Origin of the sequence: Psychrobacter immobilis, from assembly GCF_904846285.1 — a bacterium.
Lineage (GTDB): Bacteria > Pseudomonadota > Gammaproteobacteria > Pseudomonadales > Moraxellaceae > Psychrobacter > Psychrobacter immobilis_D.
Genome location: NZ_CAJHAD010000003.1, coordinates 77,600 through 102,141 on the forward strand (window position 1 = coordinate 77,600; position 24,542 = coordinate 102,141).

General features: G+C 43.7%; 12 protein-coding genes. 8 read left to right on the plus strand and 4 right to left on the minus strand.

The window, feature by feature from the left end; translation table 11 throughout:
- Window positions 1–52: 52 nt before the first annotated feature.
- Together JMX13_RS03360 and JMX13_RS03365 are read right to left on the minus strand one after the other, a co-directional pair.
- Window positions 53–5,065, minus strand: coding sequence for a translocation/assembly module TamB domain-containing protein (locus JMX13_RS03360; RefSeq protein WP_201609545.1), 5,013 nt, complete (start codon window positions 5,063–5,065; stop codon window positions 53–55).
- A 112-nt stretch (window positions 5,066–5,177) separates the two neighbouring features.
- Complete coding sequence (locus tag JMX13_RS03365; RefSeq protein ID WP_201609546.1) at window positions 5,178–8,804, minus strand: autotransporter assembly complex protein TamA; 3,627 nt, start codon at window positions 8,802–8,804, stop codon at window positions 5,178–5,180.
- Between the two features lie 307 nt (window positions 8,805–9,111).
- Here JMX13_RS03365 and JMX13_RS03370 point away from each other — a divergent pair, with 307 nt between their 5' ends.
- From JMX13_RS03370 to JMX13_RS03400, 7 genes are all read left to right on the plus strand, one after another.
- Window positions 9,112–10,452: an MFS transporter gene (locus tag JMX13_RS03370; RefSeq protein WP_201609547.1), complete on the plus strand. Its 1,341-nt coding sequence runs from the start codon at window positions 9,112–9,114 to the stop codon at window positions 10,450–10,452.
- Between the two features lie 276 nt (window positions 10,453–10,728).
- Window positions 10,729–11,373 (plus strand): 2-polyprenyl-3-methyl-6-methoxy-1,4-benzoquinone monooxygenase, encoded by a 645-nt coding sequence (gene coq7, locus JMX13_RS03375; RefSeq protein ID WP_201609548.1) that lies wholly within the window; start codon window positions 10,729–10,731, stop codon window positions 11,371–11,373.
- Window positions 11,374–11,615: 242 nt separating this feature from the next.
- Window positions 11,616–12,776 (plus strand): tetratricopeptide repeat protein, encoded by a 1,161-nt coding sequence (locus tag JMX13_RS03380; RefSeq protein ID WP_201609549.1) that lies wholly within the window; start codon window positions 11,616–11,618, stop codon window positions 12,774–12,776.
- Window positions 12,777–13,194: 418 nt separating this feature from the next.
- Entirely contained in the window at window positions 13,195–15,783 is a 2,589-nt protein-coding gene (locus JMX13_RS03385; protein ID WP_201609550.1) for an esterase/lipase family protein, read from the plus strand.
- Window positions 15,784–16,272: 489 nt separating this feature from the next.
- Window positions 16,273–17,766, plus strand: coding sequence for a cytochrome ubiquinol oxidase subunit I (locus JMX13_RS03390; RefSeq protein WP_201609551.1), 1,494 nt, complete (start codon window positions 16,273–16,275; stop codon window positions 17,764–17,766).
- Window positions 17,766–18,782, plus strand: coding sequence for a cytochrome d ubiquinol oxidase subunit II (gene cydB / locus JMX13_RS03395; RefSeq protein WP_201609552.1), 1,017 nt, complete (start codon window positions 17,766–17,768; stop codon window positions 18,780–18,782). The genes JMX13_RS03390 and cydB overlap by 1 nt, the downstream gene beginning before the upstream one ends.
- A gap of 92 nt (window positions 18,783–18,874) precedes the next feature.
- Window positions 18,875–18,991, plus strand: coding sequence for a DUF2474 domain-containing protein (locus tag JMX13_RS03400; RefSeq protein WP_201609553.1), 117 nt, complete (start codon window positions 18,875–18,877; stop codon window positions 18,989–18,991).
- Window positions 18,992–19,118: 127 nt separating this feature from the next.
- On the opposite strand, the gene murU is transcribed toward JMX13_RS03400, so the two are convergent.
- Together murU and JMX13_RS03410 are read right to left on the minus strand one after the other, a co-directional pair.
- The gene (gene murU, locus JMX13_RS03405; RefSeq protein WP_201609554.1) at window positions 19,119–19,847 is read right to left on the minus strand and encodes an N-acetylmuramate alpha-1-phosphate uridylyltransferase MurU; all 729 of its coding nucleotides are present in this window, start codon (window positions 19,845–19,847) and stop codon (window positions 19,119–19,121) included.
- Between the two features lie 96 nt (window positions 19,848–19,943).
- Window positions 19,944–21,050, minus strand: a complete 1,107-nt coding sequence (locus JMX13_RS03410; RefSeq protein ID WP_201609555.1) for an aminoglycoside phosphotransferase family protein — start codon at window positions 21,048–21,050, stop codon at window positions 19,944–19,946.
- Between the two features lie 439 nt (window positions 21,051–21,489).
- Between JMX13_RS03410 and JMX13_RS03415 the strand changes: the two genes are divergently transcribed.
- Window positions 21,490–24,525 (plus strand): LPS-assembly protein LptD, encoded by a 3,036-nt coding sequence (locus tag JMX13_RS03415; protein ID WP_201609556.1) that lies wholly within the window; start codon window positions 21,490–21,492, stop codon window positions 24,523–24,525.
- The last annotated feature ends 17 nt before the right edge of the window (window positions 24,526–24,542 follow it).

Consider the following 24,542-nt stretch of genomic DNA (forward strand, 5'->3'; position numbering starts at 1 on the left):
GAATTAACCGCTAACTATCGACTTACAAACGGACAGCTAGACGATTAGAACTTTAGAACTGCCAACTATAGACCACATCGACTGCATTCTCCGCCGCCGAGGTTGCTTCTACATAAATCCGGCGTGTCAGCTGATAACGGATAGATAGGCTATTTTGGGCATTAAACACACCGACACCATAGCGGATATATAAATCAGGGGTGACATAACCGGTGACATTGACGTTGGTGTCCTCACTACTGCCTGAAGCGTCAACGGTCAGGCTTTGGAAGCCAAACGCTTGACCTATCTGATTGGTGAGATTGCGTGTACCACTAAGCCCAAAGCTTAAGCCTGCGGCCGCAAGGTTATTGGTCACCTGCGATTTAAAGCCTTGCTCACTGATTTGGGTGGCGCTCTTATTATTAATCCGACCGGTTATCAAGGCATTCATCGCTTGCTGCTGGGTAAGACCAGCATTATTAAAGACGATAATATTTGGATTTTCTGTATTGCCTTTTACGCGGACGCCGACTGTTTTACCACTAATGGTTTTAACCGCCTCGATACTCAGATTAGGTTTCATCACATCGCCATTAAAGCGCACTTGACCATAATTGAGCTCTAGACTCTGACCAAAGGCATTGATATTGGTACGACGAGAAACCTGCACCACACCTTTGGCGCGCATAATGCCCGTGCCATTTTGTGTGACATTAATCGCCCCTGCTAAAGGAATTACGGCGCCAAAGCCACGGAAATTAATATCATCGCCCAAGTCGATACCGATGTCGGCATTGATTGACCAAGGTTTTGAGATAGCCAAAACCTCATCAATATTACCAATCAAACGACGATCAAGGACGACCGCATCTTCGGTTTGGGTAATGATGTCTTCACTGGCTTCTGGTGGACGAATGGTTGCAGACGGCACACTGACCGCCCCAGTGATATTGACATAACGGTCACCCGGACGCACGATAATATCGATATCAGGATTAATCTCAGCTAACAATAATGGCGGCTGGGTTAATACCAAACGCTCACCAATAATACTTAGCTTGGCTTGTAGCTTTTGTTGCCAATTCACCGTACCGGTCAATTTACCTGTACCGGCACCACTATTAAAGGTGCCATTGATAGTTGCCTGCGTTCCACGAATTTTGCCATCGACATTAACTTTTCTTAAGTTAATAGGCAAATCAAGCATCGCAATACGGCCGTCAGCCAATTTCACATCGCCATAAAACTGCGGCTTATCGAGCGTACCACCCAAGCCACCTGCCATGGTGATATTGCCTTCGAGCACTCGCATACCGGGGAAGAAAGGCTTAAATATCGCCAAATTAAGCTCATTGAGCACCAGCGCACCCGAGATAGGTTTTGGCGTTTTATAAGGGTCAACGATAACCTCAGCATAGCCGCGCGCACCGCGACCAGTATTGATGTCCGTGCGCAGCTTGATGCCTTCAGGGACCGACAAAGCAATAACGGACACGCGCTTATAAGGCAAGGTAACCGGCTGACTGTCGCCATCTTGAATCAAGCCGATTTTGCCGTTGTCAGAGTACAGCGTGGTATTAATCGTCGGCGGACGACCACGTTGCCAACCGACGATGGCTTTGCCATTAATTTTCGCTTGCCAATCAATATCTTTGGGTAAAAAGACTGAGAATAGCGACGTATCCAAATTTTGTACGGCTAAATTGACTTGACCCGCGGCGGGTGAAGCAATTAGATTCTCACGTAAACACAGCTTGCCCGTTTGGTCGCTTGCTTGCCAACAGTGAGCGGCAAGCTGCACTTTTAAGTCAGTAGAATTATTACCTTGTTTTTTGGGTAGATTCACAATCAATTGCGCAGGTTGTAGTTGATTTAATGTCGCATATTTCGATTTGACTCGACCTTTACCAATCACCCCTGACCAACTTAGCTTATCGCGATTAAAGCCACCTTTGAGCCTAGCTGAGATATCAAGCTCATCATTCGCCACCTCAAGATTGACCACATGCGCCTGCTCAGTGCCATTAAAAGTCGCATTGACCTTTTTGAAGCTCTGACCTGCCGCATCCAAACCTTCTGCGCTAATAATAAGCTGACTTGGGCTATTGGCCAAATTGACCAGCTTACCGCGGATACGCCCTTGACGCAAAATAAAGCCCGGTAGCGCTAGACGCTCACCAACCAAGTCGATATAAATCGTGGGCAGCGCTTGTCCTGCCGGCTGCGATAAGGTCGCGCCGCCCGTCACTTTGCCGGCAAGCTTATCTGAGAGCTGGTCGAGGCTAGTGATATTAATTTTAGCTTGTAGCTGCTTAGCATTGCCATTGGCTGTGAGGTAGTTATCGCCCCAACGTAGCACTAAATTATTGGCATTTAAGCTATCGATTAGCGCATTGACTTGTTTATATTGCCCCTGTGCATCTTGTGCTTGTAAGCGTTTAAAATAACTGCCTAAATCTTTTGGTAGACGCATTTTCGCCGCTAGACTGCCTTTAGCACTGAGCGGCTGGCCTTTTAACATCCCACTTAGGTTAATTTGTTTAATATTAATGATTTGCTGATTGTCGCTCCAGCGCCCATCGGTATCGATGCTGCCAGTGATGGTACTTGGGATGTCTTTAAAGAAATAACCCAAGTTAAAGCGATTCATCACCGCCTTGATATCCCAAGCAATCCCTTTACGCACATCGACCGTACCATTAGCATCTATGCTGCCTGCCGCGCCGACATGGCGGAAACGCTTGATACGAATCAGTTGGGCGTCACCACTGGCATCGATGGTAAGTTTACCAGCTGGCAATTGCTCAGCGTCTAATACACCATCAAATTTTACCGCAAAGTTTTTAATCTTACCATTTGCATTAGGATTGTTTTTTGGCGGCGTTTGCCACACGCCGCTGGTTTTTAAATCACCAGTGATAATGGCGGCGTTATTTGGTAAGAAATAGCCAAGATTAAATTTATCAAACCGGCCATCGACCGTCCAACCGATATTTTGACGTAAATCAATAACACCGTTTGCCTTTACTGCGCCGGCTTCACCATTATAGTTAAGTTTACGGATACGAATCAGCTTTGGCGTCCCAGCGGCATCAATCGATAAGCTGCCTTTTGGCACGTCGGCAGTATCAATGTGACCATCAAAACGAGCATCAAAAACAGATAGCTCACCGCCGATAATATCGACGTTGGCATCACCGCTACCCGTGATACCGATAGCGCGGCTATCTTGGCTAGCATCAAGGTTTACTTGCAGATCGGTATTATTAAAACTGATGATATGACGCTGACCTTTGACGCGGTTTTTACTGATATTGAGCATGCGCCCGCGTGCATTGATACGTCCCGTTAGGCGCTCAAGTGGTAGATCACTACGATATTTTTTGGGTAGTAAGCCTGTGGTACGCGCATCAATCTGCCACGTTAGCGGGCGTTTTTTGCTCGCCAGTTGAATCTGTCCAGTACCAGATAAATCGCCTACTATGCCTTTATAATTAAGGCGGTTGATATCGATGACATCACCCGCTTTACGCACACGCACATCGTAGTTGCCTTTAGGTGCGACATTTAGCTCATTAATCACCGCTTTGCCATCGACTGATAAGTTTGAACCGCGCATGATGATATTTGCTTGCCCGCTTGGGCTGTCAATATTACCGATATTAGGCACATTACGACGCACAATATTTTGCCATTTAGCATCGATATACCAAGGCGTTACTTGTTTAGATTTGGCTGATGTTCTACCACGAGCTAAGGGTTTACCCTGAATAATATTGGCATTAATGTGTTCGCCATCACGCTGACGCAAATCTGCATCCATCTCTAGATTGCCAGTCTTATTTTTATGCTGATAATGTACAGATAAGCGACCATTGAGTTTTTGCGGCGCATACGCTTTAAAATCCGTGTACTCTTTAGGAATCACGCGACGAACATCAAAATTACTGCCAGTTGCGCGCACTCTTGCATCAAAGCTACCCTTCCAGTCTAAAATACCTTGTAGCATCAAGTTGCCGGCTGGCACCTGCGCATCCAAGCGATCAATGCGCAGTTGGCTATTGGCAATGATAGCGCGACCTTGATAATGCCCAGAGGGGATATCTTTGGCGGTCAATTCGGTATTGATACGTAGACGTATCTCTGAGATAACACCCGATGCCGTCGCCATGCCACTTTTGAGGTGGATATTTTGGCTGTCGGCATACGGGATAAGAACATCGTCCCATTTAAGCTTCGCCTGAAATGGTGAATCCTTATCCAAACCCTGCACTACAAAATCGCCACTGACATCGCTGTCATTATAGCGGCTACGCACTTTACCAACGGTGCGTTTAAGCGTACCGGTTGCAGTGATATCTAATGGATCAATATAAGCCTTGCCTAGTGCGCTTACTTCAGCTATGGCGCTCAAATCTAAAGGATAATCACCTTGTAAATCCGCATATCCTTTTAGAGCACTAACCTTAACGATATCAGCATATTGTAATTTACCGCGACCGACCGTCACGACACTACCAACCCAGGTCAAATCACGCGCTTCGATATCATGCACAATGATAGGGTCTTTGGTAACTTGTTTATAAATAATGGTTTTTACTTTTGCTTGATCAAAACGCAAATTGACCGGCAAACTGAGGGTCCGATAATCGAACGGCTCACCCGTTGGCGGTTTGTTATTGATAATCTCAATGGTTTGGATATCGGCATCGCGCAGGTGCACTTCTTTGGCAAATACCGCGCGCCAGCCAATTTTGACATAAGCCTTATCGACCAATATCTCAAGGTCTTCGTTTGCCTTGATATCGATATCAGTGACCCAAATACCATCGCGCAGATTGCCACGACCATATTTGAATTTAATACCCGTCTCGGCGCTGATTTTTTCTAAAACGAACTTGGTGCCTGATTCGGTGCCAACCGCATATAGAAAAATGGCGAACATAATCGCCAATACGATAACAATAAGCACCATCAATTTGAGCAAAAAAGACAGAGGATACCAACGTCTTACGGCGCGGGCGTCACGTTGTGCTGGATCTTCATCCGAGGGCTTGTTTGGCAGGGTATTTTTAGTCGACATGACACTCAGCTACGTTAAAGAATGATTACCAGCATGCGCTAGGATAAAAAATAGGACTGTGCTTAATACTATAGGACTGTACTTAATACTACAGTTAGGACTGTTTTGCTGCTTATAAAGGCGAGCCGATAAACAGATGCAGTCTAACCGGAATGCTGTCTTCTGTCACACCCGCAGCCACATCGACACGCACCACGCCGACCGGCGACGCCCAGCGGATACCCACGCCCACGCCAACTTTGGTATCTGTCTCAAAGTCTTTATCATAAGCATTACCGACATCAGTGAAAAATGCCCCGCGGAAACCCGGTTTAAACTCATAGTTATATTCGGCACTACCAACGGCAAGGATTTGCCCACCGGTCAGATAGCCTTTATCAATCGGTGATAGGCTCTCGTAATCATAACCGCGGATACTTTGATCGCCGCCAGCAAAGAAGCGTAGTTTATAAGGCACTTCATAAAAGTCATCGGCCCAAATATAACCGGTATTTAAACTACCCAGCACTTGGTGTTTATTATCAGCACCAAAACTATAAATACCGCTGACACCCGCGCGTAGTATCGCCAAATCGGTATCACTCAGGGCGCTTTCTGAACCTGCTTCAAGCGAATAATACTGGCGGAACCCACGCGTAGGATTGGCGGGATTATCAACGTCTGTCTTACTCATGCCGTAACCAAATAACAAGGCTTGCTGGGTAGGTTTAGAGGAAGTAAAGCGTACCGGAAGATTGTCTAACTCATCCTCATCCACGCCGGTCTCTAGCTCATCTAAACGGTAGCGCACAGAGTAACTACGATCCCAGCCGTTTTCACGGCGGATATTACGTGCCAATGCGGCTTTTAAGGTTCTGGTAGATAAATCAAAATTACCTTCGCCTTGGTCGATGACCTCTTCTTCATAAGTCAAACGCGCATCCAACTTATCATTCAAAGGATGCTTCCATGGTCGGCTGGCGTAAAGGGCGACGTTCTTGGTGATACGTGATACTTCGGTTTCTGCGCCTGCTTGATAGCCTTTACGATTGAGCAGATTATAATCTATCTTGGCGGTTGCACGTACACCCGTGTCGGTGCCATAACCCAGACCGACTTGAGCATCACGCGGTTTGTTCGCAGACACAAAGACATACAATGGCACTTTTTTATTTTCTAATACGTCTTGCGGCGTTTTACGTCCAGCAAGCGTTGGCGGTACAAAGTTTTCATCAGCAAGAATGCTTTTCTCATCAGGGAAAATTTTCTGCGCAATGTTACTAATAGAGTCACTGATTTTACCCAAAATGCTATTGGCTTCTTGGTCTTTTTCGTCCAATACCCGATCATTGGGCAAACGGCTTAGACGTTCGGCTTTTTGTTTAATAGCTTGCAGTTTAGCCAGCGTTTCTTCATCAGCCTCAAACTCAATCGCAGCAATGTCAGCTGGATTGACACTATCGCCACTAGTGGCGTAGCGCTCGCCATCAGCTTGAGTCATGCCATCGCCATTTTGCCCCATATTATTTATGTCGGCGCCATCATCGGTATTATCAGTACTATTGCTATTAGGTGAATTATCAAAGGCTAAAGTACTGCTTTCACTGCGTTCATCTGGTGGCAAAATCGACTCGACGTTGACGGTATTAAAGTAACGGGTCGCTGATAAATCATTACTAAATTTGGTCACCGCCGGACGATAAAACGGATCGCCTTCTTTAAAGCCTACTAGCTGATGTAATAATGACAATTCTACCGGCAGTTTTTCCGGGTCACGCGTCAGCGTACGTGATTCTTGATCATAAGTAAAAAACACCACTTCATCAAATTCATAACGTTCACCAGTATTGTAGACCAGTGATACATCGGCGGTATTGTCCGGCAAGATGATATCAACCGATTTATTTAGCCAATATTGATCAAAGTAACCATAGGTATCACTAAGTGACTCAAGCGCCGCTTTACTGTCTTTATAAACTCGGTGATTAAAGATATCACCCTCTTGTGGCGGCAAGTCTTTTTTAAGCGTGGCAAATTCTTCTTGCTCGCTACCTTCGCCGCGAATATCAACAATACGGCTATCAACGCGTACTGGTTCGCCCAACTTCTCAATAATGACATCGATAGTATCGCTATTGGTTTGGCGCAAACGTAGGGTCACATCATAGTAACCAACTGCTTTAGCAGCATCTAATGCGCTTTGGCGTAGACGCGGTAGTGCGGCGGTAAAATCGACTACAGACTGCACTGTAGTCTCATCCATCGCAGCTTTGATATTCTTAAAGGGTTGAATATCATCATCGGCTTTGGTTAATGTTGGCTTAAGGTTTCTGGCGTTGTTTGGCGCATTATTTTTTGTACCATTGTTTTCAGTATTGTCGCTTAAGTTATCCGCCGCCGCTTGTTGCAGATAAACCGTGGTTTCGACGTGCGGTAGCGTTATCACACCGCCATTAAATAAACGATTATAAAGACGCTTAACGATATTGCCTTTCTTATTGCGCGCCATAGTTTTAGGTTTTGCCGCTTGCTCGATACTTTCTTTTACCGCGTTAATATCGTTTTCGTAATTCGGTAAATAATCATCAGGATTGATGCTGCCTGACTGAGCATTACCTGACTGGGCATCTTCTACATAATCGCTATCCGTTTCTACACTGGCACTGGCGTTGTTGGTACTGATACTACTATTGCCATCACTACTAACCAAATCACTGACGTTAATAGGACGCGACATTACATCGTCAGTCTCTGCCTGTTTCGCAGCCGTCTCATTTCTACCTAAGGTATCAAGATTGCTTGGCGCTGGTAGATTGGTGGCATCCAATCCCACGTCCAGCCCAATCGGCGGCGTGCTATCGTCTAACCTTGCTACAGGTGCATCAAACGCTTCATCAAATGCTTGAAAGTCGCTGTCGTTATGACGCATGCCATTGATATTATTAACACCCTTACTCTGATTAATGCTGTCAATATCTTGGGCGTTTTGCCTGTCCATTGCCGCCAGCTCGCGATCAATCTCGTCAGGCGTCATCATCTGATAGCCTTGTTGCTGCACGCTATTGACTTGCTGTTCTAAGTTTTCATTGCTATCAAATGCTTGGTTGTTACCTAGATTATCCAAGCCATTACCAATGTTATTAGCGAAGTCACTAACACTATCGATATCATTATTTGATAACTGGGATTTATCGGTGTTATTTGCTTGCGTGGTGGCGTTTTTGTTAGGATTTTTAATACCTAAGTTCTGCTCGCTATAATCATCCAATACCGATTGATCGATAATACCTTCTTCAACAGCTTTTTTTAGACGTAAGGCATCCAAAGCGATATCAAGCTGCCTATCTTCATAGGTATCTTTAGAAAGTGCTCGTTTAGATGAGGACTGAGTCGAAGAATTAGAAGGCGGTTTTGGCGTTGTTGGCTGCGATTGTAGTTGCTGCTGTGCAGTGGTCGTATCACCTTCGCTATTTCCGATGACTTGACTGCTGCTCGAGCTATTGACCGCATTATTATTTAAATCGGTAGCAGCAAAAGCGACAGGCGCCATACAGACACTCACGCCAAAACCAACCAAACTGGTGGTCAACGCCCTAAAAATCGCCGTACGCGTAAAATAAACGCGCGGACTATCGATACGATTGATGTGATTAACGTAACTAAGATGAGCAAGTTTAGCTGTGCCCTTTGACATGTCTGCCGATGTATCACGCAACATAACCGATGAGTTGTGCGCTAGAGTTGAAGGCTGATGTTTCATATTTATTTCCTATCACCTCACGCGGCACAATTTGACGAGTCTTACCGGTGAATAAAAGTAGAGCAGTTAACTGAAATTATTGGTTTGGGCGGCTAAAATTTACAAATCATAACTTAGTTAATTATCAAATCATAGCATCGGGCGCATGTATTTTTAGCAAAGCCTTGCTATTATACGGCTTAACATTGATAAAACCTATGCCATATTTCGATAAGTTTTTGATACTACTAACAATTGTTTATATATCAATGACTGCGTTTTACCTTGTTCTCACCATACTAGTTGCGACCCATCTGTAGGAATTTTCATGGCCAATCAGTTTCAATTATTTAAGCGCCGCCGTTTTAGCGCCATGTTTTTTACCCAGTTTTTGGGCGCGTTCAATGACAATATCTTTAAGCAAGCGCTGATACTGGTGCTGACTTATACCGCTGCCAGCCAGTTGGGTATGGAAGTCAGTATTTTAAACAACTTAGCGGCAATGTTGTTTATTTTGCCGTACTTTTTATTTTCGGCATTGGCAGGTCAAATCGCCGATAAATTTGAAAAATCAAAACTGACGCGATTGATTAAGTTGCTTGAAATATCCATCATGGTTATTGCCGCCATCGGCTTTGTCTTTGAATGGTATGCACTATTATTTGTGGCGCTGTTTTTAATGGGTGCCCAATCGACGTTTTTTGGTCCGATTAAGTATGCGTATTTGCCACAAGCGATGAAAGAAGATGAGCTGGTCGGTGCCAATGGTCTGTTTCAAATGGGTACCTCGCTTGCCATCCTGCTTGGTATGATTATCGCTGGGGTATTGACCCAGATAACGCAGCCGCTATTTTGGATCAGTGTGACCGTACTAATCGTCGCGGCAATAGGCTATTTTGCATCTCGTTTTATTCCAACCATGCCAGCAATGCAGCCTGACCTGAAGATTAATTGGAACATCTTTACTACTAGCATGGCGACAGTGCGCTATTTATACTCGCTGCCTTTTTTATTCTTTGTCATCCTTGGTAATAGCTGGTTTTGGTTTTACGGCGCGACGTTTTTGACCCAAACCCCAGAGTTCAGCAAAGTCATTTTACATGGCGACGAGTCAGTGGTTATTTTTCTATTAACGCTGTTTTCAGTCGGCGTCTCGATTGGTTCTCTGCTTTGTAAATCATTGACCAAAAACCAAGTCAGCCTACGCTTATTGCCGTTTGGTATCGCTGGTCTCAGCATCTTTGCGATTGATTTATATTTTTCTTTATCAGGACTCAATATCAACGTTAATACAGAAGCGTTACTCGGTATTAGCGACTTATGGGGTATGAGCGGTAGCTGGCGTGTGTTTGCCGACTTATTCTTTTTAGGTTTTAGCGGCGGTTTATATATCGTGCCTTTATATGCTTCTATGCAGGCTTATGCGCCAAAAAGCCATCGTGCGCGCATCGTCGGTGCCAATAATATCTTTAATGCCATCTTTATGGTCAGCTCGGCGATTTTTTCGATTGTGGTGTTAAATACGTTAGGTATGACCCTACCGCAACTGTTCTTAGTAACGGGCATATTGAATCTGGTTTTTGGGGTGTTTTTATATCTCAAGCTTAATAAACATATCAAGCATGCAGTCATTCAAACCCATGATGATGAACATAATCGACACGATTAGATATTCAAGTCATCTAAACAAGTCATCTAAACAAGTCATCTAAATTAGCAACACTGCTAGATGCTGCTATAAGTGCATCATCAAGCTGATAATTTTGCTGCTGACCGTCTATGTTGTCTGCTATAGTTGTTTGTTATAGTAAGACTCATCAGCAAACTGCTAGTAAACAGTGCTTACTACTCGTGTAAACTTGCTACTTTAAGAGAATTTCAACTGGCTTAAAACCCATTAATAATAAAGCATATTTATCATATACATAGCCACCAGGAGTGAACCATGGCGCAGCGTCCCTTATCAAAAATTGACCATTTATTACTGGGAGTGGACAAGGCATTGCGAGCGGTCGTACCGCATTCAAATCCTAGCACTCGCCCGCTGCCCGTGAGTAGCGACGAGATTCCTGAGCTGAGTATCACCGAGGCGCGGCATGTCGCAGGCCTAATGCGTATCAACCATACTGGCGAAGTATGCGCGCAAGGGCTGTATCACGGGCAAGCGTTTGCGGCAAAAGATGACAACGTTAAGCAAGCCATGCAACAGTCCGCTGAAGAAGAGGTCGATCATCTGGTGTGGTGCGAGGTACGTTTGGATGAGCTTGGCAGTCATCCTAGTATTTTCACGCCATTATGGTATGGCATGTCATTTGGGCTTGGGGCGGTAGCAGGTGCTATCTCTAATGAGTTTAGTTTGGGCTTTGTCGCAGAAACTGAAGCGCAGGTCAGTGAGCATTTGCAAGATCATATTGGACAATTACCACCACAAGATAAACGCTCAAGAGAAATACTGGCGCAAATGGATATTGAAGAATTACACCATCGCGAATTGGCGCTGGCCAATGGCGGCGCTGCTTTGTCACCGCCGGTACGTTATACCATGAGCTGGATGGCCAATCGCATGAAAGCCACTGCTTATCACTTATAAGCGTTTATCGTCTATAATAGCCCCTATTATATTGGACTAAGTCTCTGTCATAACGACTAGCGATAGCGAGGTATTACCTACTTTTAACAATCCTACTACTGTTAGCACTCCAGTTAATTTGCTAGGGTATTAAAAATTTGTACGATTTTGCGCAAAAATAAGACATAACGAGCAATTAATGGATTATTAGATAACGATTCAATAAACAAAATGATTATTAAATAAATAAGGTAACTATTTTTATGAAAGCCATCAGCCAACCAAATACATCTAGCAAAGCGCCGAAATTTGCAACCCTAACCGCATTAGCCGCGGCCTGTGCCATGATGCTATCGGCGCCTGTGAATGCAGCTGAAGAAGCTGTTACCGCTGCAGCCTCTACTAGCACATCAGTGCCTAGCGCAATCGATTCCAGTAAACGGGTGATTCGCTTAGCCAAACCAAATACAGCTATCAGCACTGCTCAACCTGACGCGCAAGCAAATGCTGGAGTTGAGAATGGGACTGTAAATAACGCTCAGCAGAATGCCATTCAACCAAATAATATGGCCCAACCTACGTTTTCTCAAGCGGGTAATACTCAACCAAACCGTGCGCCTTTGAATACTACAAACATTGCCCAGCCACCAGCCGTACCGACGCCGGATACGTCAGAGTTGACTGGCACGACGCGTGTTTATGAGCGTGGTCCAATGACCGCAACGGGTATTGATTTACGTAGCGGTCAGCTGCCAAATATCCCAGCACCGCAAGTGAATATCTCAGATATCAGCTTTGTACCGACCGTGCTAATATCGCAGCAACAAGGACTTGGCACCGATAAACTGGACGTTAGCTTACTTGATGAGTTTATTAAAGAGGTGTCGCCAAATGCGCGCCATTATCCGCCAAACTTTCCTACCCGCACCCAACGTCATAACGCCCGTGAAAAAATCAAAGTCATGACCGAGTGGATTGAACCGTATGCCAAAGCACCAAATGCTTCATTTGATGTATTGATTCGTGCTGCTAAACTGAATGGCATGGGACGTAACTTAGACTTAGGCTCAGAATATACGGTACGCGGCGGACAGTATGTCGATCGTGCGATCAAACTGAAGCCTGATAGCGGTGAAGCCAATTTCATCTACGGCATGATGCTCTCAGAAGGTGGCGGCTTTAAAGAGGGTCAAAAGTACCTTGATCAAGCAGTCAACCTCGGCTATACCGAAGCCGAGCAAAGCTTAGCGCAATCGGACGTACTGAGTGATCGCCGCGACAAAGCCCTAGAACGCTTGCGCCGTTTAGAGCAGAAAACGCCTAATAATGCGATGATTCGTCAACAAATCAAACTTGTCGAAGACGGTAAATTCTATATTTGGGATATCCCTGCACAAGACGTCAATATCAAACCAAGTACCTAGTTAGCTACTAGGTATTTAAGATTAATAATTTCTACATTTACCGCATAACTAAGATAAAGACCAAAAAGCGTGCTGAATTATTGCTAGCAATAATTTAAGCGCGCTTTTTTATGCCTAATACAAACGCCAATCTTATATTAATGACTCACTCATTTATCATCAGCCTCTCACTAAACTAGCAATTTTCACTCATTAGCCTATAATCTTTTATTCCTAAAACTTTTTATTTCTATAGCTTATTAATTGAGAGCCTGTTAATTAGAAGTTCCTTGATTAAATATCTCCTCAATTAAATATCTTCTTAATTAAATACAATAGTCTCCTAACAAAAGTTGCGCTACACTTCTATGGACAGATAAATGTGTCATTTATCCTGTCTTTGTTGTGCATTCCTGACTATTATTCATTGGAATTACCTATGATTTTTGCTGACCCTGCCAATAATATCGCGGCACCAAGCCATAAAAATAAAAGACCTATTGCTCTATTGGCAGTGGTCGCAGCAATGGCGATATTGCCTGCCTGTAGTACTGTTTCTGTCAATAAACAGGCATCAGCAAAAACCATTGCTGCTCAGCGCGGTAATATCGTCACCGATAAAAAACTCAGTAGCGATACCGCCTCGACTTTGTTGTCAGCAGGGCTTAATCAGCAAGCTTGTATGCAACAGTTTGATCTGTGCTTAACGCAGCTGACGGACAGTATGCTGAATGAGCACTACCGTCCAGCATTGGCGGCTTTTGCTGAATTACACTACGCCAAAGCGCGCCAGCTTGGCGAATCTAAAGACTGCCGTAATGCTCTTGCGCGCCCGCCACTTGACCCTTATTATGCCAACGCGCCTTTAAGTGACGATGATGCCACAGCGCAGCAGAAAAGAACCGATAGCTGCTTAGTTGGTTATCAAGGGCGTTTATTTGATGCTATTAAATCCAGTTACACTTACTTATTTTATGACAGTTTAGAACATGACTTTGAAGGCGCGGATAAAGAAAAATCTCGCTCACAGGCGCAAAGTCGTATCCCAAGTGAGATGGATATCCAAACCCAAGATATCTATAACGCGGCCAGCAACGATGTGATTACCCAGCTTTATCAGTCGGCTGACGGCAGCGGTAAAATGATGGGTGATACCAAGGTAGAATATTTACCAACGTTGGCGAGTACTCGTGATAGCAGCGAGCAAGCAGCGATTGCTAATAGTACACCGATAAGCGGTAAACCCACCGACCAAATCAAAGTCATGAAAATGCAAATAGATAACTATAATCTCAATGTATATTTGCCCAACGAAAACAACTATCTCAAAAATGCCAATCAACAAACCGCTGCCTTAACAGATTTGGTCTCAACCTACGAGCTGCGCCTATCTGGTCTAAACTCCATCAGTAAACGCCCAGGTTTGGGGATTAGTTTAGTCGCCTCATTAGATGACCGTTATACCACTACCATTCGCCAATTATTGGTCTCCTCGCTATCAGGCAGGCTCAGTCAAGAAGCCAGCCCTCAAAAAGCCCGTAATCGTACTATAGAAGAAAAATCAAAGGATAGCTTAGTAAAGGCTGATTTAGTAAAGGATGGTTTAGCAAAGGACAGCTTAGACAGTGATGATGCCAGTACGCGCATTTATCCGACTGGACATTTACTGATGACCGGCTTGATTAAGCCTGCTGGTGATAGCGTGCTCGATACCTTGACCAGCAAGCAGCTCGATATCCATTTATATAATCCTTACCGCAGTGAGAGCGCCAATATCTTAGGCGATGACTATCCGCTTGCCGCCAACTTCTCGGCAGGATATGGCTTATGGCTGGCAGAAAACCAGCTCGACGGCGTTGGTTACCTAAATTTAATTACCCGCCAAAAAGAAGCCAGCTTACCAAAACTATATATGTTAGAGCCTTATGACCCAGATAAGCGTGTCATCATTATGCTGCATGGCTTGGCTTCTAGCCCAGCAACCTGGGTCAATTTGACCAACGATATTTTTAACGATGATAAGTTGCGCAATAATTATCAAGTCTGGCAAATTTTTTATCCAACCAACTTGCCTATCTTAGAAAACCGCTATCAAATCCAAAAGCTCATCAATGCGACTTATGAGCAAACAGATCCGACAGGGCAAAATATTGCCAGTAAAAACAGCGTTATTATCAGCCATAGTATGGGCGGTATCATTGCGCGTATGATGCTTTCTGATGAAAACTTGGTCGATGATTTAGACAGACTGGATGACCAGAACGTATTGTCAATGAATGAGAAGCGCCAAATACGTGACGCGGTAAAAGAATCATTTGGCCAACAGCAACTACGCGAGCGTTTCGAGCTAAAAACCTTACCGCAAGTCGATACCGCGGTGTTTTTATCGTCACCTTTTCGCGGCACCGATTATGCCGACCGTTGGTTTACCCGTGCGTTACGCCGCATCGTTTACTTGCCCGTCGGTTTGGTCAAGACGGTCACCGATAACTTGGCAACGCTTGCAATTCAAGGCGACTTAGCCCAAAACCCACTCGGCGCGTTATATTTACAAAATGGTGCCAGTCAATTAAGTGATAAATCCTCCTTTATTCAATTGACCAAAGACATCAGTATCAATGAGCGCATCACCTATCATTCAATCATCGCCAATAACGACCCCGATATCACCAAAGGTTTGGCAGAAATGCAACCCGCCGGAGTAAAGCTCGATTTATCAGAAGAAATAGCAAAGGAAGACGGGCTTTCAGATGACGCTATCGATGGTAATAGTGCCAATAATACCAATGAGCTCTTAACGGATAGCGATGAGTTGCCAGGTCAGCCGCTTGTCGCCGCAGTGACGGTCGACGGTCAGATTGGGCAAGCATTAACCGAGCAGCTTTCGGACGGTATCGTGCCCTATACCAGTGCTCACCTTGAAGGAGCAGCATCAGAGACCGTGATTAATGGTGGTCATAGTATTCAAGAAAATCCGCAAACTATTTTGACCCTCCGTCGTATTTTGCATCAGCAGTTAAAAAATTAGTCCAAATATTTTTTGTAAGTAATGTTTTTATAATACGTACCAAACAACTATTATTAAAAAATGTTTTTTTAGATTACTCTTATGTGTCTATTAATAACCTTACTTAAACAATGGCTATTAATTGAAATTACATTAAATAATATTGTTAATAAATTATGACTAATAGGTGTGTATTAAGAAGCTCACCTAACTTGCGTGTACGCATGGTCAGGCGCATAATACTTGAACAGTAAATATTATTAACACTGTCATAGGATAGATAATTTATAGTTTATAAGGATATAAACTGTTTAATCTAACTAAAGGGTAACGATCGAACTATCTTAAGCGATCAAACTATCTTAGTTAAAATGTTATCTAAACGACAATAATGCTAAATAACACTTAGCCATTGTCCGTATCGTCCTGATTGATGGACCACTACGGATAGTTACTTCAGCGTATCATGGAAGCTAGCGCTATTCAGCTAACAGATAAGGGTAACCGTTTATGTTCGCTACATTTATGATCAGTCAGCTTGATGCGCTGATGCTCGCGCGAATTCAATTTGCTTTTGTTATCTCATGGCATATTGTCTTTCCAGCTTTTTCCATCGGTCTTGCCAGCTTTCTAACTGTTTTAGAGTTTCGCTGGTTAAAGACCGGCGAGCCTATTTATGCAGAAGTTTATAAACACTGGGTAAAAATATTTGCCGTGGTGTTTGGAATGGGTGTGGTATCGGGCGTGGTGATGTCCTACCAATTCGGTACCAACTGGGCAGTATTCTCTGATAAAGCTGGTAATGTTCTAGGCCCTTTGCTTGCCTACGAAGTATTGACTGCGTTTTTCTTGGAAGCTTCCTTTCTAGGAATTATGTTATTTGGTTGGGGTCGCGTGAGCAAACGCATGCACCTTGCCGCGACAGCGATTGTCGCTATCGGCACGCTAATATCGGGTTTTTGGATTTTGGCTGCTAACAGCTTTATGCAGACGCCTCAAGGCTTTATGGTTGGCGCCGATGGTTTGCTCTATCCGACCAATTGGTTAGAAATCATTTTTAACCCCTCATTCCCTTACCGTTATGCGCACATGATGACCGCAGCTTTCTTGACGACAGCTTTTGTTATCGGTGGTATCGGTGCGTATTATTTGCAATCCAAAAAACATGTTGAACATCGTAAGCATGGTCGTGTCATGCTCGGTATGGCAATGGTCATGGCCATCTTCGTTGCGCCAGCACAAATATTTATTGGTGATATGCATGGTCTAAATACGTTAGAACATCAACCCGCTAAAGTCGCGGCGATGGAAGGTCTGTGGGAAAATGAGCGCGGTGCACCGCTTGTGTTATTCGGTATTCCCGATCAAAAAGCAGAAAAAAACCACTATGAAATTAAAATCCCTTATGTCTCGGGCTTAATTTTAACCCACTCATTAGACGGCGAAGTTAAAGGACTTAAAAACTGGGCGCCAGAAGATCGGCCCTACGTTCCTATAGTCTTTTGGTCATTCCGCATTATGGTTGCTATCGGTACATTAATGGTATTTGTCGGTCTATTTAGTCTCTATAAATACTTTAAAAAACAACAATTCGATGGTGACAGCAAATGGTTCCATCGGGCGTGGATGTTTATGACACCAATGGGCTTTATTGCGCTACTTGCTGGTTGGTTCGTGACTGAAACTGGACGCCAGCCATGGACTGTTTATGGTGTCATTCGCACTGCTGAAAGTATGTCTCCGGTTGCGGCTCAACAAGTTGCTACGACGCTGATTGGCTTTATTGTCCTATATGTCTTTGTGTTTGGCGCAGGTAGCTTTTATATCCTACGCTTGATTGCCAAAGGTCCACAGCCGTACGAAAATCCTGCTGATGATAACTTCTATGAGCATTCTATCACTGAAGGTCAAGGTCGCACGTTAAGTGGTGATAGTAACGCCAGTGAGAAAGTAGAAGATTTGGATAAACCTGCCGATGACGTCGATGATGGAGGGTTACGCTAATGTTTAACTTTGGTGATGTATTAGATTTACCCCTCATCTGGGGCGGCTTAATTGCTCTATCTGTCTTTATTTATGTCTTGCTTGATGGCTTTGATTTGGGCTGCGGTATTCTATTCCCGTTTGCGGGCTCCGATAAAAACCGTAGCCGCATGATGAATTCTATCGCCCCTTTTTGGGACGGTAATGAAACCTGGTTAGTGTTGGGCGGTGGTGGCTTGTTTGCCGCCTTTCCCGTGGCTTATGGCATCATTATGACTGGGCTCTATCTGCCAGTGACCTTTATGCTGTTCGGTCTCATTATGCGCGGCGTGGCGTTTGAATTTCGCTTTAAAGCGACTTCACACCGTTATGTATGGGACTATTTCTTTTTTATCGGCTCTGTCGTTGCCACTTTCTTCCAAGGAATCATGCTCGGTGCTTTAGTCCAAGGATTAGAGGCAAGCAATCGCCTATATACTGGTGGTGCTTTTGATTGGTTCACGCCGTTCTCTATCGCTTGTGGTATCGCGCTCATCATTGGCTATGCGCTACTCGGTTCGACGTGGTTGATTATTAAGACAGAACATACCCTGCAAGTATGGGCACGTAAAGTCTCTGGTTGGATGCTAAGTGCTTTAGTAGTGGCGATGCTCGGCGTCACGATGTTTATGTACTTCTCAGATATAAAAGCGCTTGAAGGCTGGTTTAGCTTCCCAGGTCTACTGTATCTTGCACCGATGCCAATTATCGTTGTGCTGTTATTCTTCTTGATGCGTAAGGATTTGACTGGCGAACGTGAATATCGCCCGTTCTTATTGACTGTGGCATTATTTTTGATGGGTTATATCGGGGTTTGTTTTGCTATATTCCCGTACATCGTACCGTATCAAATGACGATCTATGAAGCGGCGGCGGCGGATACTTCGCTATCCTTTATGCTCATCGGTGCTGGTATTATGCTGCCAATCATCTTGAGTTATACCGCTTTTGCTTATTATACCTTTAAGGGCAAAACCGACCATGAGCACATGTATTAAGAATAAATAGTGATCAATAGCTAACAGCTGCCGTAAGTCATTGCGGTAGCTAAGCCTAACCAGCTGATTTAAACGCTAACTAGGAGTTCAATATGAAAAATCTTACTAAAAAACAATCACAATGGGCATGGTTCATTGGTTTATATTTCGCAGGGTTTTTGACTATTTTTACTATTGCGCAGCTTATTAAGCTGGCAATGGGTGTTTAAAACCTATCCTTTTACCTACATTTCTATATCCATAAAAAAGCAGCGCTGAATATTTAATACTCAGCGCTGCTTTTTTATTTGTTTTAATTGTCACTATCATAAAGATTGTGACTATGATAAAGACAGCTTATGCGCCGCGATGGTTATCGACACCGTGACTTTCTATATAATCATTGACTTGCGTTAGGCGCTCGGGTGTACCAACATCTATCCAATTGTCTTTAATCACTTCAGCGGTAATTTGGAACTTTAGCATTGCCTGTTTTAGCAGTGGCGCAAGTGGCGCTGGCTGCCCTGATACTAAGCCATCGATCAGTTTAGGTGAGATGACACTGATACCGGCAAAGGTATATTTATCAGCATCAGCAATGGGCTGTTCGATTGCCAGTCCATTATTGATAGCAAAATCTCCACCATTATTATGCTCAGGATTATCAATCAACAATAAGTGTGCAAGTTGGTCCGCACCCAGCGTATAGCCCTGCAACTGAGCAAAATCATAGGTCGTCCAAACATCAGAGTTGACTAAGATAAAGGGCGCATCTTGCAACTTGCCGGTTTGTAAGGCATGAAAAATCCCACCTGCCGTCTCAAGCGGCTCATCCTCTTCTACCGACCAATGCAGCTTGACCCCATATTGGGCACCATCGCCCAATGTCTGCATCAGCTTGTCCGCAAGCCATGACGCATTGATAGTGATGTTATTGATACCAGCAGCTTGTAACGCTTTGATATGCCAAACAATCAATGGCTGCCCGCCCACTTCAACCAAAGGCTTTGGCGTCTCAAGTGTTAGCGGACGCAGGCGCGTACCCTTGCCAGCAGCCAAAATCATTGCTTGCGTTATTACCGACATACGCGCTCCTTGTTGTTGGCTATTTCTAATTTTTGACCATTTTAGACTAAGTAAAAGCAATAAGTACTGCAATCGCTTTTACTTTATTAATGCTATCTAGATGTATTGTTGCACAAATTTATTTTGATAAGCAGGCAAGATAACCTCTCGCAACCATTCATTAAAAGGGCTGACTGCCCGCTTCATATCGGGATTGCCGTATTCTGCAAGCCATTCTAGCTCAAAAATCAGGTCACGCATGACTTTTGGAATATCGGCTAAATAGCGACTTTTTCCATCACGTTCGAATAAGCGGATAAAAATACCCAGCACTTTTAGATGCCGTTGTACGCCCATGACATTCACATCATTTTCAAACTGGGCCGCATTATCAGCAGTTTTAAGCCCTGCCTGTTTTTGTAATTGCCAACAATCCTGAACCCAGCTCGTTACTTGGCTCTCTGGCCATTCTACATAAGCATCTCTTACCAACGATACCAAATCATATGTATACGAACCTACTACCGCATCTTGAAAATCAATGACGCCTAAGCGCGTATGATCTGCTTGGTCTTGCATAAGATTGCGGCTATGATAATCACGATGCACAACGACCTGCGGCTGTGACAAAATCTCAGTTATTAAGGCAGACTTAAGATTTTCCCATAGCGTCTGTTCAAGCTCTACGCCAATATAAGGAATAAACCATTCGCTAAATAAATCCATCTCACGGGTTAATAATGCCGCGTCATAATCTGGTAATTGGTAGTCGGCTTTTGCAGTTGCCACTGGTACCGCTTGTAGTGCCACCAAAGTACGCATCGCCAATTGATAATAATCGTTAATCTGAATAGGCGGCGCATCTACCAACAGATGAGCAAACTCTACCGCTCCAAAATCTTGTAATACCAAAAAGCCTTTTGCTATATCTTGGGCAATTAGCGTCGGGACATTGATTGCTGGTGACATCAGCTTTGCCACATTAATAAACTGCTGCAACGCCTCTTGTTCATCAGCAGAATCCATGACAATATAGCGCGCGCTTTCTACACCATCATCTAATAGCTGGATACGATGATATTGGCGTGCGCTGGCGTCACCGGGCAAACTATCAAGAATAAATGGTTGATTGGCAAATACTTCTTGCAGCCATTGTTCTAACTGCTGCTGACGAGTAGCGGGTACGCTAGGTTCTAACATGGTTTTATCGGTCATAAAAAACATCGCAGGTTAAATATCAGTCGTAAACGACTAAAGTAGTGATAAGTGAGGCAAATAGTTGTTAAAATAGGAAGCGCTTGGCTTACCCTAACAACCGGCTCTCAGAAAATTAATTTCGGCTCTAAGTAAATTAATCAATGTATATTTATAAATCCGCTTAGAGTCAGTCTGTATATATAAGCTACTAGCTATAACTTACTATGTGGGCTAGCTGTTAACGAAGCTCGCACAGTTTATTGAGCTATATTATAAATTTTGCTAAATAGTGTAGCTGATTTGGTTTTTTTTGACTATGATTAGTCGTCATTATATATAAAACGTTCTGATTTTCGAGATTATCATATAAATTACTGGTTTATTAGCCGCTAAATATCGCTAAAATACCCAAAGTGATTTAATGATCGCAATCCAATAGGCTCTACAATCATACATAGGTGTGCCCTTGTTATATTCTCCGCTTTACCAAAGCATCCGTTTGATTTTATTTGGCGCCTTAAGCTTATCTAGCTTGACTGTCAGCGCCGCTATTAATAGTAATGATGCACAGATAAATACGCAGACCACTGAGCCGTCAGCGGTTAACAGTGCTAGCGCCTATGAGCCAAAAGTAGCCGCTGACGTCAATAACGATCTCAATAACAACATTAATAGCGTCAATCAAGACATCAGTTATCAAAAGGTACAAAAGCAAAATTCTGGCTTTGATAATGCTTTAGATAGTAACACTATCGATATCACGGAAATTAATGACAATATTAATGCAACTGATAATAATCAAAATAATGCCGCTGCGCCAGTAAATAGTACTGCTACAGCTGAAACTAAAGCCGATAACCGCCAGGTTAACGACAGTGATGAAAGTATTCAAGAAATTCTCAGACGCTTGGCAGAATTTTATGAATTAACGCCTGAAACTGATCCTGCAACGTTAAATAATAATAGCAATGCTAATGTAGCAGATAACAACCAAAATGATATTCAAAATACGTTTACCGCGCGAACCATTCCGGCGGTAGGCAACGACTTAAAGCTGCTACCAAATAGCGTCGATAGCGCCCAACGCTGTGAAGGTCAATGGGTTTACCCAAAGAAAAATCCCAATTATCAGCGAGCAGTCAATGAAACCGGTGCAAGCAACGGTCAGCCAGCACCCAATCTAAATGGCATTCCCAACAATCAAGCACCGCTGTTTGCAGAATCTGACTATGGCTACTATGATAATGTCGATTATGCTGAGCTATCAGGTAATGTGATTGTTGATCAAGGTACCCAGCATATCGAAGCGGACAAAATTATTATAGACTTGAATAACAATGTAGCAGCCGCGCAAGGTAAAGTGATGTTTACTGATCAAGCTACGGGAAATAGCAATGCATCTTCTATTCAATCCCATGCTGGCAATGTTCAAAATAGCAGACCTCACAACAACAATATTCAAAATAATACTGCAAGCCTCACTGATAAAGCCTCAAAAGGTGGACTTATCGGTGTCGCAGACAGCTTAAATTATAATACTGAGACTGGGCAATCAACCGCTAGCGATGTCGCTTTTGCTAGCGTAGAATTACAAGCACATGGCTATGCCAAGCGCCTAAATCGACCTAATGAGACACAGTACGAGCTCGACGAAGTCATGTTCAGCACCTGCCCGCCCACCAATCGTAAATGGCAGTTTGATGCCAAAAGTATCGACTTAGATACGGAAACGGGTCGCGGTGAAGCTTATAATACGACTTTTCGTATTGCCGATGTGCCGGTATTCTATTTACCCTATTTTAACTTTCCTATAGACGATCGGCGCAGTAGTGGGTTTTTATTACCTAGCGCTAGTATCAGTAGTGAAAGCGGGCTTGAAGTTGACGTACCCTACTACTTTAATTTAGCGCCAAACTATGATGCAACCCTTAATACCCACGTATATACCAACCGTAACCCCATGCTCTCAGGTGAGTTTCGCTATTTGACTGAAGAGTATGGCGAAGGTATTTTTAACGGCTCATATCTGGCTAATGATAAAAAGTATGACGGCGAAGATCGCAGCAGCTTATTTTATGATCATTATTGGGCATCTAAGAGCATTCCGCGCTTAAGTGGCGATGCAAAATATAGCTACGTATCTGATGCAGACTATCTCAACGACTTTGATAGTTTAGGTTTATCAGATAACACCTTAAACCTACCACGCCGTGCACGGGTGAATTATTATAATGACTATGTCAATGGTGAGCTAAAGGTAGAAACTTTCCAAACGCTGGATGCCATTACCAATAATGGACAACCATTACAGGATAAAGATAAACCTTACTCGCGTCTGCCGCAGCTCACACTGGACTATCGTCTGCCATGGGCAAAAAGCTTTGATATCACAGGGGTAAGTGATACCGCTTATTTTAAAAAGTCTATCGATGATGGTTCTGAAAATGAAAAAAGTGGTACGCGAATTTATAATAAGCTCAGCGCTGTTTACCCTATGGAAAAATCTTGGGGTTATATCAAGCCCAAGCTCAGCTTACAGCATCTTTATACCTCTTATGATGAAGACAGTTTAGCAGATAACGATCTTAATAAAGACGATGGTAGCCAATCGGTATTTGTACCGCAAGCCAGTATTGACGCCGGCTTACACTTTTATCAAGCAGGCTCACCTTTTGGCGCGTTTGATGATACTTTGGGTGGTTATCGATTACTCAGTCCGCGCTTAAAATACACCTACTCGCCGTATAAAGATCAAAATGAGATTCCTAACTTTAATACCCGTATTGCCTCTATCAATTACGAGCAACTGTTTTCTGATAGTTGGTTTTTAGGACATGACCGTTTGCAAGATTTGCATGCTTTTACACCGGGTATTAATTATCGTTACATCGACGCAACGGGTGTGACACGTTTTGATGGTAGTATCGCAGAGCAGTTTTATATCGACGATGGGCGTGTGACCCTTGATGACGAAAAACCTGTATTAACTTCATCGTCTTCAGGAATGGTATGGGATACGAGTACTCAGCCTTATAACAACGTCTGGATCGATATGAGCGGTGCGCTTACTAATAACTATGATTTAAACTACATTACTACTGAGCTACGTTATCAGCCATCTGATAACAGCTTATTTAACGTCGGTTTTGTGAAGCGTATGCGTGATGAAAATACTGACCAATTACCTTTGTCAGCGTTTACTGCCTCAGCGGTTTTTCCTATCAATAATAACTGGCGCGTCTTGGCGCAAGGTCAGTATGACTATAATCGTGATAAGATGCTCGATTCGTTAATTGGTGTCGATTATGAGAATTGCTGTTTTGGTTTTGCCGTTTACGGTCGTCGTTACTATAATGATTTAAATATCAAAGACAAACCGACGCAAGCGATTATGGCTGAAATCAGACTTAGTGGTCTTGGTAGCGGTAGCAGTCGTTTAACGCGCTTACTTTCTGACAAAGTGTTAGGATTTGAGCCCGTTCAAAGCGCCTGGAAGGATTAATAAAGTATCGTTTATAC

Coding starts and splice junctions, on each gene's coding strand:
- JMX13_RS03385 (WP_201609550.1), top strand. CDS start 13,195: ATGATTTTTGCTGACCCTGCCAATAATATCGCGGCACCAAGCCATAAA.
- JMX13_RS03365 (WP_201609546.1), bottom strand. CDS start 8,804: ATGAAACATCAGCCTTCAACTCTAGCGCACAACTCATCGGTTATGTTG.
- JMX13_RS03380 (WP_201609549.1), top strand. CDS start 11,616: ATGAAAGCCATCAGCCAACCAAATACATCTAGCAAAGCGCCGAAATTT.
- JMX13_RS03360 (WP_201609545.1), bottom strand. CDS start 5,065: ATGTCGACTAAAAATACCCTGCCAAACAAGCCCTCGGATGAAGATCCA.
- cydB (WP_201609552.1), top strand. CDS start 17,766: ATGTTTAACTTTGGTGATGTATTAGATTTACCCCTCATCTGGGGCGGC.
- JMX13_RS03370 (WP_201609547.1), top strand. CDS start 9,112: ATGGCCAATCAGTTTCAATTATTTAAGCGCCGCCGTTTTAGCGCCATG.
- murU (WP_201609554.1), bottom strand. CDS start 19,847: ATGTCGGTAATAACGCAAGCAATGATTTTGGCTGCTGGCAAGGGTACG.
- JMX13_RS03410 (WP_201609555.1), bottom strand. CDS start 21,050: ATGTTTTTTATGACCGATAAAACCATGTTAGAACCTAGCGTACCCGCT.
- coq7 (WP_201609548.1), top strand. CDS start 10,729: ATGGCGCAGCGTCCCTTATCAAAAATTGACCATTTATTACTGGGAGTG.
- JMX13_RS03390 (WP_201609551.1), top strand. CDS start 16,273: ATGTTCGCTACATTTATGATCAGTCAGCTTGATGCGCTGATGCTCGCG.
- JMX13_RS03400 (WP_201609553.1), top strand. CDS start 18,875: ATGAAAAATCTTACTAAAAAACAATCACAATGGGCATGGTTCATTGGT.